17 protein-coding genes and 1 tRNA gene are annotated in these 16799 nt (G+C 38.0%); 8 read left to right on the forward strand and 10 right to left on the reverse strand.

The window, feature by feature from the left end; translation table 11 throughout:
• Positions 1-317 precede the first annotated feature (317 nt).
• The 4 genes from HMPREF1040_RS03165 to HMPREF1040_RS03180 all read right to left on the reverse strand — a co-directional run bounded on the left by HMPREF1040_RS03165 (position 318) and on the right by HMPREF1040_RS03180 (position 3997).
• Positions 318-1673, reverse strand: coding sequence for an MATE family efflux transporter (locus HMPREF1040_RS03165; protein WP_007392473.1), 1356 nt, complete (start codon positions 1671-1673; stop codon positions 318-320).
• A gap of 72 nt (positions 1674-1745) precedes the next feature.
• Entirely contained in the window at positions 1746-2012 is a 267-nt protein-coding gene (gene rpsT / locus HMPREF1040_RS03170; protein ID WP_007392478.1) for a 30S ribosomal protein S20, read from the reverse strand.
• 104 nt (positions 2013-2116) lie between these two features.
• Positions 2117-3082, reverse strand: coding sequence for a class II fructose-1,6-bisphosphate aldolase (gene fba, locus HMPREF1040_RS03175; RefSeq protein WP_007392477.1), 966 nt, complete (start codon positions 3080-3082; stop codon positions 2117-2119).
• A 12-nt stretch (positions 3083-3094) separates the two neighbouring features.
• Positions 3095-3997, reverse strand: coding sequence for an RluA family pseudouridine synthase (locus tag HMPREF1040_RS03180; RefSeq protein ID WP_007392483.1), 903 nt, complete (start codon positions 3995-3997; stop codon positions 3095-3097).
• Between the two features lie 205 nt (positions 3998-4202).
• On the opposite strand from HMPREF1040_RS03180, the gene dnaG reads away from it, so the two are divergent.
• The 3 genes from dnaG to HMPREF1040_RS03195 all read left to right on the forward strand — a co-directional run bounded on the left by dnaG (position 4203) and on the right by HMPREF1040_RS03195 (position 7440).
• Complete coding sequence (dnaG, locus tag HMPREF1040_RS03185; protein ID WP_007392475.1) at positions 4203-6014, forward strand: DNA primase; 1812 nt, start codon at positions 4203-4205, stop codon at positions 6012-6014.
• Between the two features lie 56 nt (positions 6015-6070).
• A complete protein-coding gene (gene rpoD, locus HMPREF1040_RS03190; RefSeq protein ID WP_102889141.1) occupies positions 6071-7306 on the forward strand; it encodes an RNA polymerase sigma factor RpoD in 1236 nt (411 codons plus the stop codon).
• Between the two features lie 59 nt (positions 7307-7365).
• Positions 7366-7440: transfer RNA gene (locus HMPREF1040_RS03195), tRNA-Ile, on the forward strand.
• A 43-nt stretch (positions 7441-7483) separates the two neighbouring features.
• On the opposite strand, the gene HMPREF1040_RS03200 is transcribed toward HMPREF1040_RS03195, so the two are convergent.
• From HMPREF1040_RS03200 to HMPREF1040_RS03210, 3 genes are read right to left on the reverse strand one after another with little or no spacing between them, the layout of a single operon-like run.
• Positions 7484-7714, reverse strand: a complete 231-nt coding sequence (locus HMPREF1040_RS03200) for a hypothetical protein (RefSeq protein ID WP_007392476.1) — start codon at positions 7712-7714, stop codon at positions 7484-7486.
• Positions 7698-8438, reverse strand: coding sequence for a metallophosphoesterase (locus tag HMPREF1040_RS03205; protein ID WP_007392488.1), 741 nt, complete (start codon positions 8436-8438; stop codon positions 7698-7700). The genes HMPREF1040_RS03200 and HMPREF1040_RS03205 overlap by 17 nt, the downstream gene beginning before the upstream one ends.
• 12 nt (positions 8439-8450) lie before the next feature.
• Positions 8451-9227, reverse strand: a complete 777-nt coding sequence (locus tag HMPREF1040_RS03210; RefSeq protein ID WP_007392472.1) for a DUF4931 domain-containing protein — start codon at positions 9225-9227, stop codon at positions 8451-8453.
• A gap of 112 nt (positions 9228-9339) precedes the next feature.
• Between HMPREF1040_RS03210 and mutY the strand changes: the two genes are divergently transcribed.
• Both mutY and HMPREF1040_RS03220 read left to right on the forward strand, forming a co-directional pair.
• Positions 9340-10407 (forward strand): A/G-specific adenine glycosylase, encoded by a 1068-nt coding sequence (gene mutY / locus HMPREF1040_RS03215; protein ID WP_007392484.1) that lies wholly within the window; start codon positions 9340-9342, stop codon positions 10405-10407.
• A gap of 47 nt (positions 10408-10454) precedes the next feature.
• A complete protein-coding gene (locus tag HMPREF1040_RS03220; protein WP_007392479.1) occupies positions 10455-11603 on the forward strand; it encodes a metallophosphoesterase in 1149 nt (382 codons plus the stop codon).
• 177 nt (positions 11604-11780) lie between these two features.
• Here the strand turns inward: HMPREF1040_RS03220 and HMPREF1040_RS03225 are convergent, their stop codons facing one another.
• Together HMPREF1040_RS03225 and HMPREF1040_RS03230 are read right to left on the reverse strand one after the other, a co-directional pair.
• Entirely contained in the window at positions 11781-12350 is a 570-nt protein-coding gene (locus tag HMPREF1040_RS03225) for a chromate transporter (protein WP_007392482.1), read from the reverse strand.
• A gap of 9 nt (positions 12351-12359) precedes the next feature.
• Complete coding sequence (locus tag HMPREF1040_RS03230; RefSeq protein ID WP_007392471.1) at positions 12360-12929, reverse strand: chromate transporter; 570 nt, start codon at positions 12927-12929, stop codon at positions 12360-12362.
• Between the two features lie 178 nt (positions 12930-13107).
• On the opposite strand from HMPREF1040_RS03230, the gene HMPREF1040_RS08105 reads away from it, so the two are divergent.
• On the forward strand, positions 13108-13257 hold the full coding sequence (locus HMPREF1040_RS08105; RefSeq protein ID WP_007392480.1) for a hypothetical protein: 150 nt from the start codon (positions 13108-13110) through the stop codon (positions 13255-13257).
• 92 nt (positions 13258-13349) lie between these two features.
• Here HMPREF1040_RS08105 and HMPREF1040_RS03235 read toward each other — a convergent pair whose 3' ends face one another.
• A complete protein-coding gene (locus tag HMPREF1040_RS03235) occupies positions 13350-14099 on the reverse strand; it encodes an exodeoxyribonuclease III (RefSeq protein ID WP_007392474.1) in 750 nt (249 codons plus the stop codon).
• A gap of 275 nt (positions 14100-14374) precedes the next feature.
• Between HMPREF1040_RS03235 and HMPREF1040_RS03240 the strand changes: the two genes are divergently transcribed.
• Together HMPREF1040_RS03240 and wecB are read left to right on the forward strand one after the other, a co-directional pair.
• The gene (locus HMPREF1040_RS03240; RefSeq protein ID WP_007392485.1) at positions 14375-15412 is read left to right on the forward strand and encodes a glycosyltransferase family 4 protein; all 1038 of its coding nucleotides are present in this window, start codon (positions 14375-14377) and stop codon (positions 15410-15412) included.
• Positions 15413-15446: 34 nt separating this feature from the next.
• Positions 15447-16601, forward strand: a complete 1155-nt coding sequence (gene wecB / locus HMPREF1040_RS03245; protein ID WP_007392481.1) for a non-hydrolyzing UDP-N-acetylglucosamine 2-epimerase — start codon at positions 15447-15449, stop codon at positions 16599-16601.
• Positions 16602-16799 lie beyond the last annotated feature (198 nt).

A 16799-nucleotide genomic window follows, 5' to 3' on the forward strand; every position in this document is an offset into this window, starting at 1 on the left:
GCTTAGAAAGTAGCTTTTTTCTTTTTTATAGTTCATAGAAATTTATGAAAATAAAATAAGTTTATTAATTAACGGGGTTTTTAGGTGTAGTTGATGTGAGCTTATGGAGCCTTGTCAATAAAAGCAAAATAGAAAATATGATTGTAAAATAAAGAAATAAATAGTAGATAAAAATGTTGGTGATCAATAAAATGAATTTCTTTTTTGTATGGTGATACCGTTATCAGCTAAGGGAGAGAATAGGAAAAAGCCTACTATATAGTAGGCTTTTTTCGTTGGTATAGGATTTTTAGATAAACGCATCAGTTGGATGAGGATTATTTTGTTAATGCGTTTAGTTGTCGTTCAGGATAGGCCGTATGTCCCCACAGTCGATAATTTAAGGCAATCGCATTTATGGTTAAACTAATGACCGAGCTAATCCAGTATCCATATGGCCCGAAATGAGTATAATGGGCAATGGAATAGCCTAAAGGAATGCTGATTAACCAATAGGTAATAAAGGCTACATAGGTAATAATCGTTACGTCTTTATAGCCTCGTAGCATTCCTTGCAGGGGTGTGCCTGCGGCATCGACAATAGTAAACATCATGGCAAAAAACAGAAAGTGGGAAATAGCTTGCATCGTAATGGGATCGTTAGTGAATAAATGACTGATGGGCATTGTAAAACGATAAGTTAATATGGCAAAGAAAGCAGACATTCCCAACGCGGTTATTTGACATAAACGGGCATATTGGCGGGCTCCGGCATAACGTTTGGCACCTACTTCATAGCCGATTAAGATGGTAGCAGCTAAACTGATACTCCAAGGGAAGGTATAGAGGAAGGTTGAGTAACTTATGGCAGCTTGGTTAGCGGCAATGTAAACGGTGCCAAATTCTGCCATGAGTAAGCCGACAATACTAAATAAACTGGATTCACAAAAAACGGCAATGAAGATAGGTATGCCAATTTTTAATTCTTGTAGGCAGTAATACCATTTAAAGGTAGGAAATAGGTGATGGATGCGATAGGTAGAAAAGGGTGAATACCATTTGAAAAGAGAGAGAAATAGTAAACAAGAAATCCAGGAGGCGATAGTAATGGCATAGCCTGTACCGATTCCACCTAGTGCAGGAATGGGACCGGCACCAAAAATAAGTAGTCTAAATAAAATGAGTGTACAAAGTAAATTAATGAGCAAAATTCCCATGGAAATACGTGTCATACCATGAGCATCTACGATATAGCGTAAAGTGGCTTGAATAAATATAGGAAGAATACCAAATGATAATGCGATGAGATAATGTTTGGCAATATGATATACGGCAGGATCTAAGCCCATAATGTTTAAAAAAGGTGTTAAGCACAGGCTGCCGAAAATAATAATAAAAATAGTAAAAAAAATAGCAATATAAATGCTATGAATGATATATTGCGGAATTTCTTCTGTTTTTTCTGCACCACGTAATTGGGCGATAATGGGAGAAACACCAAAAAATAATCCATTGATACCAGCAAAGATGGGATACCAAATATTGACTGCCACAGCCACACCGGCTAAATCAATGGTACTCGCTTGACCACTGAAAATACTGCTGAATGTATTGGTTCCTACTTGTGCTGCTTGGGTGAGTAACAGTGGTAAAAATAAGGTAATAAAGTATTTATATGAAGAAGAGAGATACATGTATTCGTACTCCTTTTAATTGATAATATAGAAAATAAACCCCGTCGGGGACGGGGTTTATTAACATTCATGTTATTTTGCTATCGCATTTACTTTTGCAGCTAAACGAGATTTTTTACGAGCAGCTGTGTTTTTATGAATAACACCTTTACGAGCAGCACTATCAATAACGCTATTTGCTTTTGTAAACGCTGTTTTGATAGCTGTAACATCACCCGACTCAATTGCTTCTGTCGTACGACGAATGGCTGTATGTACAGAAGATTTTACTTGAGAGTTAGCAGCGTGACGAGCGGCATCTTTTTCCATTGTTTTTATATTGGATTTTATTTGCGGCAATTGGTTCACCTCCCTGCATTATAAGAACACTAAAACAGATTTTATCATAATACAGGTAAAAAATCAATACATCTAAGGTGGAGATGTATTGATTTTTCTTACTATTATGCTTGTCCTTCTGAACCTAATACGTGTTTAATTTTATGTGCGACAATATCATAAATGTTTTGGCGACCGTCTTTTAAATATTCGCGTGGATCAAAATGTTCTGGATGTGCTGTTAGATGTTGTCGCACGCCTGCTGTTAAGCCTAATCGTAAGTCGGAATCAATGTTTATTTTGCATACGGCCATGGTGGCTGATTTACGTAATTGATCTTCTGGGATACCGATGGCATCAGGCATTTTTCCTCCATTGGCATTGATGATTTTTACATATTCGGGTACAACCGAGGAAGCCCCGTGTAAAACGATCGGGAAATTAGGCAAACGATCGGCTATTTGGGCTAAAATGTCAAACCGTAATTCCGGTGGAACCCATACGCCTTCGGCATTGCGTTTGCATTGGGCAGGGGTGAATTTGTAAGCACCATGACTGGTCCCAATGGCAATGGCTAATGAATCAACACCTGTTCGCGATACAAATTCTTCGACCTCTTCTGGACGCGTGTACATTGCATCCGCAGCAGCTACTTTTACATCGTCTTCAATACCCGCTAGTTTTCCTAATTCGCCTTCAACTACAACGCCGTGTGCGTGTGCATAGTCTACGACTTTTTTAGTTAAGGCGATATTATCTTCAAAGTCATATTTAGAAGCATCAATCATTACGGAAGTAAATCCGCTATCGATACAATCTTTGCAAATTTCAAAATCGGCACCATGATCTAAGTGTAAGGCAACAGGAATATCATGTTCTTCTAATGCCGCTTCAACGAGATGCCGTAAATAGGCTGGTCTCGCATATTTTCTTGCTCCGGCAGAAGCCTGTAAAATAATTGGTGAATGTAAATCAGCCGCAGCATCGGTGACGCCTTGGACGATTTCCATATTGTTAATATTAAAAGCTCCAATTGCATAATGACCTTCATATGCTTTTTTAAACATTTCTGTGGTACCTATTAATGGCATGTGACATTCCTCCTAAGTAAATTGTGACAGGGGTCTAAGTAGATGTTCCCATCGGGCTTGTATTAGTAATGATTGCATATCTGGCGGTAAAGGTGCGGTAATAAATAGGTGCTTGTGGGTGACGGGATGAATGAGTTCCATTGCACAAGCGTGCAGTGCTTGCCGGGATATTTTGTCTTGCGTGCCTCCATATAGATCATCGCCGATGAGTGGATATCCTAAGGCACTGCAATGAACACGAATTTGATGTGTTCTACCTGTTGCCAGAAATATTTGTAATAAACTGTACGTTTCATTCATGGCCAATCTTGTCATATAGGATTGTGCTGGTTTACCGTCATTGTCGACATGACGTTTAATAATACTAGCGGGCTCTCGTGCAATGGGCATGTTTATAGTAGCTAAGGAAGCCGGAAAATACCCTGTTACGATAGCCCAATATACTCTTCTGTATAATAATTTTTGTTTATCAAACAGGGATTGTATATGTGGTTCTTTGGCAATGAGACAAAGACCGGAAGTATTTTTGTCTAGGCGATGAACGGGATGATAGCCTCTATATTGATTGGTAGTGTTATAATAATAAGCCACGGCATTTGCTAATGTTCCCTGACGTTGTGTAGATGTGGGATGCATCAGTAATCCTGCCGCTTTATCGATGATAAGTAGATAGTCATCTTCATAGGCAATACGAATGGGGATGTATTCTGGTTCAAAAGCATTGCGTATAGGCAAGGTTATACATATTGTATCGCCTGTATGAACCATATGGTAAGGGGGAACGATAATGCCGTTACAACGACATGTTCCGTTATGTTTTATCCGGCGACGTAGTGTCGACGATATGCCTGCCATTTTTAATGCACTGCTTAAGGTTGTCGGTTTTCGTAATGGTCCTACCGTAAAATGAATCATACATCTCATCCTATTTCTTCTGTCTATGTTTATTATACCTAAAGTATGCTAATAAATCTATATCAAATTAGTGCGATTATAGAGGTGTGGTCATAGCGTATTTTAGCGGAAAAACGAAAGAGTGGTAAATTTGTCTTGGAAAAAAGGAAATTTTTATATGTAAATAGAATATTATACAATATACGGGAATAGAAAGGTGAGGTCCATGAAAAAGTTTTCTTCTGCATTTTTGGAACAAGTGCGAGAAGCAAATGATATTGTATCGGTGATATCAGAATATGTTTCATTAAAGAAGCAGGGACAAAATTTTTGGGCATGCTGTCCATTTCATCATGAAAAAACGGCATCGTTTAGTGTATCTGCAGAAAAAGGCTTTTTTTACTGTTTTGGTTGTCATGCTGCAGGAGATGTGTTTTCTTTTGTGATGAAGCAAGAAAATTTATCTTTTGTGGAAGCGGTTGAACGATTAGCAGAGCGAGCACATATGCCGTTACCACAAGTAGAGGAAACACCCACCGAAAAAGCTCGAGATGAATTGAAAAAGCAATTATTGGAAATCAATGAGATGGCCAGTAATTTTTTTCATAATTGCTTAATGAAAACTTCCTTGGGAAAGGAGGGGTTAGTATATTTTCATCATCGCGAAGTTACGGATGACACTATTCGTGCATTTAAGTTGGGATATGCACCTGATGGTTGGACCACGTTAACGGATGCTTTTCAAAAACGAGGAATCGCCGGTTCGTTGTTGGTACAATTAGGTTTGGCGAAAGAAAAGAATGGGCGATATTATGATGCTTTTCGCAGACGTGTTATTTTTCCTATTCGTGATGGTCGAGGTCGTATCGTTGGTTTTGGCGGACGTGTTTTGGATGATAGTAAACCGAAATATTTAAATTCACCTGAAACGCCTATTTTTAATAAGCGAAAATTGTTATTTGCTATGGATTTGTCGCATGAAGCGATATATAAAAAAAAGCAGGCGATTTTAGTAGAAGGATATATGGATGTTATTTCATTACATAATCGGGGGATTACGAATGTTGTAGCCTCATTGGGAACGGCTTTTACGGTAGAACAGGCACGGTTATTACAGCGGCAAGCCTCAGATTTAGTGTTGGCATATGATATGGATGCGGCGGGGAGAAAGGCAACATTACGGGCCTTGGAAATAGGAAGAGGGCTGCATTTACATATTCGTGTTTTATCGTTGCCGCAGGGAAAAGATCCGGATGAATACATTAAACACTTTGGACCGGAGGCGTTACAAAAGGCTGTACAAGAAGCACCGCATGCTTTAGATTATCTATTACAGACGGCAGTAGGGACTCATGATAGTACGACCTTTGAAGGAAAGTCGGCTATTACGGCGATGTTGCTACCTGTCTTAGCACTTGTCGATAATCGTATTGTATTAGAGTCTTTTTTGTCTAAAATGGCACGTACGTTGCACGTTGATGAAACGGCTGTACGTAGTGAATTTAATCGATATTTAAAACAACATCCTGAAATGGCACAAGTGCCTGTTGTTATTACGCCTAAGTTAGCTTATCAATTGACGGATAAACGGGGGACAGAACCAATGGCGGTGGCAGAAGAAAATATCTTGCGCTTTTTATTGGAACATCCTTCGGAGTGTCAACGGATTATTACACAAATTGAGGATGGTTTATTTCAACAGCCTTTACGGCGCCATATATATCAGATTATTATTAGTGCCTATAATGAAAATCATTCGTATACAGCATCCGATATTCAAATGCGATTAACACCGGAAGAAGCAGCGGAATTAGCACGAATTATGATATTACAAGATGTACCACTCGATGAACAAGTAGTATTAGATTATGCTAAGCGTTTTCGTTTAACCGCATTGCAGAATCAATATCTTGAATGGAGTAAGCGTGCTGCTGAGTACAGTCGTACGGGAAATCAAAAGGTTATTGAAGCATTAAAAGAATGTCAACGGCTCAATGAAGAAATAAAGAAAGTGTCTTGTAGAGAGGAAAGGAGCTAATTATTATGGTAAATACTAAAAAGGGCAAGGGAATGAACGAAGTAGAAAAAGAAAATATGACAGTGAAATCGAAAAAAGAGAGTACGAAAAAAGGTACAAAAAAAGCGGTAAAAAGGGGGAAAACTAAGGCAGATGCTACATTAAATGAAAATGATCGACGTAAAATAGTAATGGAACATATAACTCAGCTCATTCAGTTGGGGCAAAAGCAGGGGTGCTTGACTTATACAGAGATTATGAATGTTATGGAAGAAGATGATTTGAATCCGGAACAAATCGATAAAATGTATGAAGTATTTGCCGATAAGGGAATCGATATTGTGGGGGAAGATACGAATAATTCAGAACATGATGCACTAGATGAGGAAGCGGAAAATACAGAACAAGTACCAGATATACGCAATGTTGATTTAAGTGTTCCTGATGGCATTAATATTGATGATCCGGTGCGGATGTATTTAAAAGAAATTGGACGAGTACCATTATTATCAGCAGAAGAAGAAATTACGTTAGCAAAGGCTATTGAAAAGGGAAATATGGAAGATGCAACGGAAGCGGATATTAAAAATGGGATTACGGCAAAGAAAAAATTAACAGATGCTAATTTACGGTTAGTTGTTAGTATTGCGAAACGATATGTTGGTCGGGGAATGTTGTTTTTAGATTTGATTCAAGAAGGAAATTTAGGTTTATTAAAAGCAGTAGATAAATTTGATTATAGTAAAGGATATAAATTTAGTACATATGCTACGTGGTGGATTCGGCAGGCAATCACTCGTGCGATTGCCGATCAGGCTAGAACGATTCGGATACCCGTACATATGGTGGAAACGATTAATAAATTAGTTCGTATTTCGCGTCAGCTTATCCAAGAAAAGGGAAGAGATGCTTTGCCTGAAGAAATTGCTGAACGCATGGAAATTCCCGTAGAAAGAGTAAGGGAAATCATGAAGATTTCGCAAGAACCGGTTTCTTTAGAAACGCCGATTGGAGAAGAAGAAGATTCGCATTTAGGTGATTTTATTGAAGACCAAGATGCGGTAGCACCTGATGAAGCGGCAGCATTTATTTTATTAAAAGAGCAAATTGAAGAGGTATTCTCCTGTCTGACTGAACGGGAACGAAAGGTGTTATATCTTCGCTTTGGTTTAAAAGATGGTCGACAGCGTACATTAGAAGAGGTTGGTCAATATTTCAATGTTACGAGAGAACGAATTAGACAGATTGAAGGTAAAGCTTTAGGAAAATTAAGAAATTGGGGAAAAAGAGAAAAAATTAAAGATTTTCTTTAAGACTTGACGATGTAGGTGTAATCATGTACAATAACTGGGTAAGGTTTTCCTTATCCTATGGGCCTATAGCTCAGTGGTAGAGCCACCGGCTCATAACCGGTTGGTCCCTGGTTCAAATCCAGGTGGGCCCACCAAAAAAAAAAGACTGTCATAGACAGTCTTTTTTTTATTTTATTTTTAAAAGGAATGTTTTCCTAGAACTGGATGAATGCAAGGCTTTAATGTTAAATGTTCAATTAAATAAGCTGCTTGTTCGAGGGAAATATCATCTTTCTTTTTGTCGTGTTCAAAAATGCAAATAGGAGAGGTTGAACCTACTTCGCCTCCAGGTAAATAAACATATTCATTTGTTTCGGCATCACCAAAAATAATGCCGGATAAGAGGTGACTTTTAGCAATCTGACTCATAAGGAACTCCTTTTTCATTTATTTTTATCTCTAAGAGTTTGCATTCGCGATAATCAGCAGAAACTAAGTGGAGTAAGGTTTCATCATATTTTCGAGGAAATATAGAATGGGGAGTTAGACCATGGAGATGACCGAAAATACAAAGGGGAACATGATATTTTTTTAGTAATTCTGTAAATCCGCTAGGGTGAAATAAATCGTGCACAGGGGGGTAATGAAGCAATAAAATGGTGCATAGGCAATTTAATGTAGCCGCCTCTTGTAAAGTTCGTTCTACGCGTAATAATTCTCGGCGATACGGCTTTGCATCTTTTTCTGGATGAAAGTGTTTATCGTTAGGACAAAGCCAACCATGGGTGCCACAAATGGCAAAACGACCATCGTGTGTGACTATGGTAGTACCGTATAAGTATTGCATTCTATTTCCTGCATCTAAGCGATTTAATTTTCCCGCACTTTCCCACCAGTAATCATGATTACCTCTAATTATAATTTTATGACCTGGTAAAGCACGAATTTCATCTAAATCTTCTTGTGCTTCTTGTAATCGCATTGCCCAAGAGGTATCTCCCGCTATTAACACGGTATCCTTTTCTGTTACGCGATTTTTCCAATCTTCTTGAATACGAAGCCAATGGTTTTTCCAGCGAGAACCAAATATTTCCATTGGTTTTTTTGGAGGATGTCCAGATAAATGTAAATCTCCAATGGCAAATAAACGCATATTTTATCCTTTCTATGTAAGAATTGCTTGTTTTAATTTATCAATAAAAGGAGTTGTTTCCTCCTCTGTTGCAATTTGCGGAACCATGTATCCTACAAACAGAGGATTAGTTAAGAAACGTGGTACTATTTTAACATATAAATTGGTATCACCGGGAAAATCATAATAAAAAACATTGTAGCTATGACTGATTTGCGTTAAAATATAATGTGCTGTTTTTTGCATATACAACACAGGATCATTTAGGGCATAATGATTTTTTATAATAAAATTAATTTCATAAAACCCGATAATGGGTCGAATGGAAAGATTTATTTCTAATGATTCCTCATGTAGCAGTGGTGTACCGATAAAATGATAATGCTTGATATCTTCGTGATAATCATAATTTTTTAAGCCGATGATTTGACTATGGGGGTGATGAATTGAGCCGCCCGACATACGTCCATAGTTGCGATATAATAACACGGAGGCAAATTCATTCATTGCTTTTACTTGATTCCATTTTTCTAAACAAAAAGATATCAAGTTTACGGCATAAGCAAGCGAATAAGAAGAAAAATCGTCATTACATTTGTCACTTTCGATGACTAAGGTTTGCCACGTGTCTTTTAAAACAGGATAGGCATTTTCCAACCAAATCATGGTATCACGTTTTTCTAATATGTTTTTTAAATTGGTGGCATCACAAAAAGGACAATAAGTGGATGCTTTACGAACTGTATTTGGTTTCGTTTTCCCAATATCCATATTATATTTCAATAAATGTTCCAGGGGATTCCGCTCCATAGTAGGTACTCCTTATATGTGTATATAGTTTATTGTAGCATTGAATGTAGTTTTTTTAAATGGATTAAATAAAAATAATTATTGAGCTAACGATAAGGCAGGAGAATAGAGTATGGTATGTCAAGCAAATATATATCAAACGCAATGGGCATCGTTATTGTTCGAGTGGTTTAATCTACATAGACGAGAATTGCCGTGGCGTGAGAGTGCACGAGACCCTTATAAGGTATGGGTATCGGAAATTATGTTGCAACAAACGAAGGTGGAAACGGTTAAACCTTATTATGAAAATTGGATTGATACGTTTCCTACATTAGAAACCTTAGCGGCAGCATCGGAAGAGGATGTGTTGCGACAATGGCAAGGATTAGGGTATTATTCGCGAGCTCGTAATTTACATCAGGCTGTTAAAGAAGTAGTTCGGCAATATGACGGAAAAGTACCCGATACCAAACAAGAAATTATGTCCTTAAAAGGCATTGGTGAATATACGGCAGGTGCTATTTTAAGTCTTGCCTATGGCAAGGATGAAGTTGCTGTCGATGGCAATGTTTTAAGGATATTTGCACGATTATATGATATTAAGGATAATGTGTTACAGGTAGCGGTAAAACAAAAGGTTTTACAATTAGCACAAGTGCAAATACCAATGGGGCAGGCAGGAAAATTCAATGAAGCTTTAATGGATTTTGGATCACTTGTTTGCATTCCTAAACATCCGACTTGTCCGGTCTGTCCATTGCGAAGGTTATGTTTGGCTCATCAAAGGGGTTGTGAAAAGGACGTTCCTTATCGAGGTGAGAAACGAAAAGTGCCAATTGAATATTGGACTGTTGGGGTGATTAAACAAGGCGATTGTGTGTTGGTGCATCAACGTCCTGACAAGGGATTGTTAGCATCTATGTGGGAATTTCCGATGGGAGCGGGGCGTGGAAAAAAGGGTAAAGGAGCGTTAACACAATTATTAAATCAAATAGGTGTGACGGTTGATACAACTTGGGAGCTTTTAGAGAAACGAAAACATGTTTTTTCACATAAAATTTGGCAACTAGGTATTTATTTGATACCGTGTGTACACGGTAATACCAATTTAAGAAAGGAGTGGCAGTGGTTACCGATACAAGCGTATCAAACGGTTCCATGGGCAGGACCACATGGTAAAATCACGGCATTATTATAATGAAAGGACTTTTTTTACTGGTGTTTTTATGGATTCTATCAATAGCGATGGTAGGAACATATATTTTATTATCTTATATTGATATACGTAAATATCAGTGCTGGTTGGTCTTAGGTGTGGGGATCTTAGGTGAATTGATATTCTTAGGGTATGCCTTTTCTTTTTCTACGCTGTCAATGGCTTTCATAAGACAAGGGCAGTGGTTAGGTACACTTGGGATAGCAATCGTTTTGGGATTGGCTTTGGCGTTTCCTCTATTAGCACTTTGGTATGGTTTTTCATATTGGAATAAACATAGGCATAGGACTGGTGAGGGTGAGAAAGGAGAACTTATACAGTCAAAGGAATGTTCGCGTAAAGCTTTCTTAGGGGGCGTAGCATTAGGTATTCCTGTTTTGACGAGTGCTGCTTCGTTGGGCATCATGCAAGGAGAAAGTCATTTTCTGGCACTAACGTATCATCGCATTTGTACATCTAAGGTACCACTTTATTTACAGGGATATCGTATTGGACAAATTTCCGATCCTCATATGGGTTATTTTTTTAGTCCTCGCCAGTTGGATGAAGCGATACAATTGCTTTTTGTAAAAGGAATTCAAAGGTTAGCGATTACGGGTGATCTGATTGATGAATTATCTCTTTTGCCCGCATGTGAAGTGGTGTTGAAAAAATGGACTAAAAAAATTCCGCACGGAATTGATTTTTGTTATGGTAATCACGAATATTATAGAGATGTAAGGAAGATTACGGCTATGCTACGACGGGCTGGTGTGCGTATTGTAAAAAATGAAGCATATTGTGCGATAGAGGATAGAGAAACGCCTTTTTATGTTAGCGGTGTAGATTTTAGTTTTGCGAAAGGAAAAAATTTTCAGCTAGAGCGAGAGCGGTTTATAAAAAAAGCGATGCAGCATGTACCTGATAATGCTTTTGTGCTGTTATTAGCACATCATTCGGCGTTTATTAAAGAAGCATTTGCCTGGCATGTACCATTAACCTTATGTGGGCATACGCACGGGGGACAAATTAATTTTTTATATCCGTGGGTACAAGGACATATATTTACGTATGTGCGAGGCATGTATCGTGATGTCGATTGTTATGGGTATGTTAATCGCGGCACTGGTGATTGGTTACCCGTGCGTATTGGCTGTTCAAGAGAAGTGAGTGTATTTGAGTTACAAGGTATTCGTTAATTTCTGGGGTATATGATGAGAAAATGAGGAAGATAGGGAATAAATCCAGGTAGAGATAAAGAAATCAAAAAAATGACCGACATTATGTCAGTCATTTTTTGATTAAAAACTCCAGAGGGGCGTAGTGTTTTATGAAAAAAATATTTTTAGAAAATAGGTAGGGGATTACTATAAGGCCTATGGAAATAGACCACATAAGCCGAGTATAAGACCACATAAGCCGGAGAAGCCTAAGAGGAGAATGACATTATGATAGCGATGTGCAAACAGAGCGGTTAGTACTAATAAGATAATGTTTCCGATATGAGGAACGGATAGCGGTGAGGGGGGCGTTTCTTGTTGCCAAAGAGTGGCACATAGAAAGGAACAAAAAGCGGTGGCAATTAAGGCAATTACAGCTGGTCTTAATCCATTTAAAATACCATTTATAGCAGCAAGATGATGATATTTTTGTAAGAGACGAGCTAAGGTAATGCCTAAGATAAAGGAAGGTGTAACAAAGCCAATTGTTGCGGCAATAGCACCGCCCATTCCTGCGACATGGGTGCCAATAAAGGTAGCTGCGTTGATACCAATCGGGCCTGGTGTCATTTGGGAAATGGCAAAAACATCTAAAAATTGGCTTGTGCTTAACCATCCATATTGTTCAACTACTACTTGTTTTAATAAAGGCAGGGAAGCGTATCCGCCGCCGACACAAAAAAGTCCGATACGGCAAAATTCCCAGTATAAGATAAAATAAATCATAAGGAACTCCTAATTGTATTTGGCATCTTGTAAGACGAGAAAACCGATGATCCCATCAATGAATAGTAGCAACATAAGCGGTAGTAGATGAAATATGCCAGCCATAAATGTGGCGATAAGAATGCCGAGTGGCAATAAGTATCGTTTTTTCCATTGTTTATATAGTAACGCTAGTGCTACTTTTCCAATTAAAATGGTTGCACCACATTGCATCCCTTTTAGGATCATTTCTATATATATATTACTGATAATTGAATGATAGCAATAAAAGACGATTGTCAAGGTGATTAAACAGGGTAACACCGTAGCTAGTAGTGCGATGATTGCTCCACGTATGCGAGCCATGCGATAGCCTAATAAAATAGCTGCATTGGCAGCAATAACACCGGGGATGGATTGTGCAATAGCAACCATGTCTAGGGCTTCTTCTTCTTGTATCCATTTAAATTCGTCAACAAACTTTGCTTTCAATAGCGGGAGGATGACAAAACCACCGCCGACAGTTATAGCGCTGATAATAAACGTAGATTTAAATAGCAACCAATAAAAATGTTTATTCCTTTTTGTTGTAGCGGACATGATATCACCTCGTTAAGAATGGTATCGATAGATGGGGAAGTCTTTTTTTATTTACATTATATACGAATTTCGCTAAAAAAATAATATGGTAATATACATGTGATGGGATCTTATGTATGGATATCGACAAATGAATTTTTTTTGTGTATGATGAACCCAGAAAGGAGGGCATACATATATGATACGAACCATATTATTAGCAATGGCAATTATTGCTTGGGGTCAAGTCATTTTACATGATCGTCCCGGTACGGTGATAGTCGCGGTTTTTTTTACTATTCTCTGGCTGGCTACATCTCTTTGGGTATATAAAAGACAACGTAAATGATATATACGGAATGAAAAAATAGGGTGTAATAAAATTGCTATGTCCTTAACTATAAGATTTAGTGGACATAGCATAAAATAGTTTATTTTTGGTTATAAAATCAAACCTACGGGGCAATGATCACTGCCCATGATATCGGTATAAATGTGAGCTTCTTTTAAGCAAGAATTCAGATCATCCGAAGTGATAAAATAGTCAATTCTCCACCCTGCGTTGTTTTTGCGGGCGTTAAAACGGTAACTCCACCAGGAATAGACATTTGCTGTATCAGGATAAAAATATCGCCATGTATCGGTAAAGCCGCTATTTAATAAGTTTGTCATTTTTTCTCGCTCTTCATCAGAAAAACCTGCATTTTTACGATTGTTTTTGGGATTTTTTAAATCAATTTCTTCGTGGGCCACGTTTAAATCACCACAGAAAATAACGCTTTTTTGCTCTTTTAATTGGGAAAGATAATGGCGACAATCATCTTCCCATTGCATTCGATAAGGTAAGCGGGCCAATTCATTTTGACTGTTAGGGGTATAACAGGTAACAACATAGCGATCGGGATATTCTAATGTGATTAGCCGTCCTTCGTGGTCGTGGGCGTCGATACCCATGCCATAGGTTACTTGTAAGGGTTCGTGTTTGGTGAAAATAGCCGTGCCACTATATCCTTTTCGATCGGCATAATTCCAATATTGATGATAACCGGGCAAAGTTAAGTCTATTTGTCCGGCTTGTAACTTTGTTTCTTGAAGACAAAAAAAGTCTGCATCTAAGGTCTGAAAGATATCTATAAATCCTTTTTTCATGATAGCCCGTAAGCCATTGACGTTCCAAGAAATATATTTCATGAGAAACTCCTTTCTATTATTGACATAGATAATACGTTTATTGTATAGAATAAAAGAACCCTTGTCAAAAATAGAATGTAAGTATTAATATGGGGCAGGGGATTTAGTTGTTCTCGATATGATATTCAAAGCAATATATGGTATAATGTAACGGATAAGAAGTGGATAGACCATTTGTTAGGGCTTTTAGAAATAGGTGTGTTTTTAGAGACCGCGTAAAGGCGTTATCAGAAACGATATGAATCGTACTAAAAAAAAGAAAGTAGGCGTGTGTAGTGCTCATTAGATATATTGTTCCTTTTGTGCTAGCATTAGTTATTTCCTATGCATTGACACCGAGTGTAAAGAAAATAGCCATTCGGGTCGGAGCAATTGATAAACCCAATGCTAGGAAGGTACATACCCATGTTATTCCACGATTAGGTGGAGTAGCTATTTTTATCGGTTTTATAGTAACAGTACTACTATTTGCTCCTTGGCAATCTGAATTGATAGGGATATTAATTGGTTGCACGGTTATTGTGGCGGTAGGTATTTGGGATGATATTTGTAATATTCCTGCTCGCACTAAACTGGTAGGGCAGATTATAGCCGCCTTGATTCCTGTTGCGAGTGGTATACAAATTGATTGGTTGAATAATCCGTTTGGTACGTTATGGGTATTACCTGAATTTATTGCTATTCCTCTTACGATATTTTGGATTATCGGGTTTACGAATACGGTGAATTTAATTGACGGATTAGATGGTTTAGCCGCAGGCGTTTCCGTTATTGCTTCGATTTCTATATTTTTTATAACGTATAGTATGGGACAAGATACACCAGCGTTACTTATCGCAGCTATTGCTGGAGCGGCGTTAGGCTTTTTGCAATATAATTTTAATCCTGCTAAAATTTTTATGGGCGATACGGGAAGTATGTTACTTGGATATACATTATCTGTAGCCGCTGTATTTGGTGTGGTTAAAACGGCAGCGACGGTGGCACTTGTGGTACCTATCATTGCATTAGGTGTACCTATTTTAGATACGCTCTTTGCTATTGTTCGCCGTAAAATGAGTGGAAAACCTGTATTTCAGCCGGACAAGGGCCATCTACACCATCGTTTATTAGCTTTGGGGCTTTCGCAAAAGCAAGTTGTGTTAATTATGTATTGCGTTAGTATTGCCTTAGGGATAGTCGCGTTATTTGTTGCTCATGTGGGATATAAAATAGGTATGGTCACGGTAATAATTGTTTTAGGGGTGATTATTTATTCAGCAAAGCGTATCGGTATTTTACAAAAAACAACGAATACGACGCATTTGAAGTAAAGCTGATCGAGGTAAGCAGTAGGAGGCATTTTTTATGATTAAGGTAATGACAGTTTTTGGTACGCGACCAGAAGCAATTAAAATGGCACCAGTGGTATTGGCGTTAAAGGCATGCTCTGAACATATACAGACGGTTGTGACGGTAACGGCCCAACATCGACAAATGTTAGATCAGGTATTACACTTGTTTCATATTACCCCTGATTATGATTTAGATATCATGTCACAAGGGCAAACGTTGTATGATATTACAACGAAGGCGTTACAAGGATTACAAGTTGTGTTAGCAAAAGAAAAGCCTGACTTGGTTTTAGTACATGGCGATACGACGACTACGTTTGTAGGAGCTTTAGCCGCATATTATCAGAAAATTCCGGTTGGGCATGTAGAGGCAGGGCTACGTACGGGAAATATATATTCGCCATTTCCGGAAGAAATGAATCGAAAATTGACTGGGGCGATGGCGACCATGCATTTTGCACCTACGCTAACAGCAAAAGCGAATTTATTGCATGAAAATATACGTGATGATCAGATTTATGTAACGGGTAATACGGTTATTGACGCATTGATGAATACGGTATTATCTAGTTATACTTTTGCGGATCCTACATTACAACGCATTGACTTTCAGCATAAAAAAGTAATATTGGTAACGACGCATCGTCGTGAAAATTTAGGTGAGCCGATGCGACATATTTATAAAGCTCTTTATGCCGTTGTCAAAGAAAATGAACAAACGGAAATCATTTTCCCTGTACATAGAAACCCGGAAGTTCGAAAAGTGGTGGAAGAAGAATTAGCGGGAAAAGAACGGGTTCATTTGATTGAAACATTGGAATATGAGCCGTTTGTTAATGTTATGAGTCGTTGTAATTTGATCCTTACGGATTCCGGTGGCATTCAAGAAGAGGCACCTGCTTTGGGAAAACCTGTATTGGTTTTGCGTGATACAACGGAACGTCCCGAAGCGGTAGAAGCGGGTACCGTACGGTTAATTGGGACGGATGAAAAGCGCGTATATAAGGAAACAATAAAACTTTTACATGATAAAAAAGCATATGATGCGATGCGGCATGCGATTAATCCTTATGGCGATGGAAAGGCAGCCGCCCGTATTTGTGATGCGATTTTGTTTGCATACCATATCCAAAAAGAAAGGCCTCATGAATTTGTTGGGGTGCGTTAAAAAATGTGCTTTTTTATTAAGATGATTGTTGATAACAGAAATTAAGTAGAAAATTAAATATCACAATTATATTTAGTTTTAATAATAAATATCAAAACAATACAAGATAAAAAATAAAAGCAGAAAACTTTTTATTACAAAGTATTTCTGTTTTTATTTTTTTTATATTTAATAAAAAGAGAATATGCGAAGGGAGTG

Origin of the sequence: Megasphaera sp. UPII 135-E, from assembly GCF_000221545.1 — a bacterium.
Classification (GTDB): Bacteria; Bacillota; Negativicutes; order Veillonellales; family Megasphaeraceae; genus Megasphaera; species Megasphaera hutchinsoni.

What these genes read in the sequence shown, in the direction of transcription:
- HMPREF1040_RS03165 (WP_007392473.1), bottom strand. Translation starts at nt 1,673, where the DNA reads ATGTATCTCTCTTCTTCATATAAATACTTTATTACCTTATTTTTACCA.
- fba (WP_007392477.1), bottom strand. Translation starts at nt 3,082, where the DNA reads ATGCCATTAATAGGTACCACAGAAATGTTTAAAAAAGCATATGAAGGT.
- HMPREF1040_RS03180 (WP_007392483.1), bottom strand. Translation starts at nt 3,997, where the DNA reads ATGATTCATTTTACGGTAGGACCATTACGAAAACCGACAACCTTAAGC.
- dnaG (WP_007392475.1), top strand. Translation starts at nt 4,203, where the DNA reads ATGAAAAAGTTTTCTTCTGCATTTTTGGAACAAGTGCGAGAAGCAAAT.
- rpoD (WP_102889141.1), top strand. Translation starts at nt 6,071, where the DNA reads ATGACAGTGAAATCGAAAAAAGAGAGTACGAAAAAAGGTACAAAAAAA.
- HMPREF1040_RS03200 (WP_007392476.1), bottom strand. Translation starts at nt 7,714, where the DNA reads ATGAGTCAGATTGCTAAAAGTCACCTCTTATCCGGCATTATTTTTGGT.
- HMPREF1040_RS03205 (WP_007392488.1), bottom strand. Translation starts at nt 8,438, where the DNA reads ATGCGTTTATTTGCCATTGGAGATTTACATTTATCTGGACATCCTCCA.
- HMPREF1040_RS03210 (WP_007392472.1), bottom strand. Translation starts at nt 9,227, where the DNA reads ATGGAGCGGAATCCCCTGGAACATTTATTGAAATATAATATGGATATT.
- mutY (WP_007392484.1), top strand. Translation starts at nt 9,340, where the DNA reads ATGGTATGTCAAGCAAATATATATCAAACGCAATGGGCATCGTTATTG.
- HMPREF1040_RS03220 (WP_007392479.1), top strand. Translation starts at nt 10,455, where the DNA reads ATGGTAGGAACATATATTTTATTATCTTATATTGATATACGTAAATAT.
- HMPREF1040_RS03225 (WP_007392482.1), bottom strand. Translation starts at nt 12,350, where the DNA reads ATGATTTATTTTATCTTATACTGGGAATTTTGCCGTATCGGACTTTTT.
- HMPREF1040_RS03230 (WP_007392471.1), bottom strand. Translation starts at nt 12,929, where the DNA reads ATGTCCGCTACAACAAAAAGGAATAAACATTTTTATTGGTTGCTATTT.
- HMPREF1040_RS08105 (WP_007392480.1), top strand. Translation starts at nt 13,108, where the DNA reads ATGATACGAACCATATTATTAGCAATGGCAATTATTGCTTGGGGTCAA.
- HMPREF1040_RS03235 (WP_007392474.1), bottom strand. Translation starts at nt 14,099, where the DNA reads ATGAAATATATTTCTTGGAACGTCAATGGCTTACGGGCTATCATGAAA.
- wecB (WP_007392481.1), top strand. Translation starts at nt 15,447, where the DNA reads ATGATTAAGGTAATGACAGTTTTTGGTACGCGACCAGAAGCAATTAAA.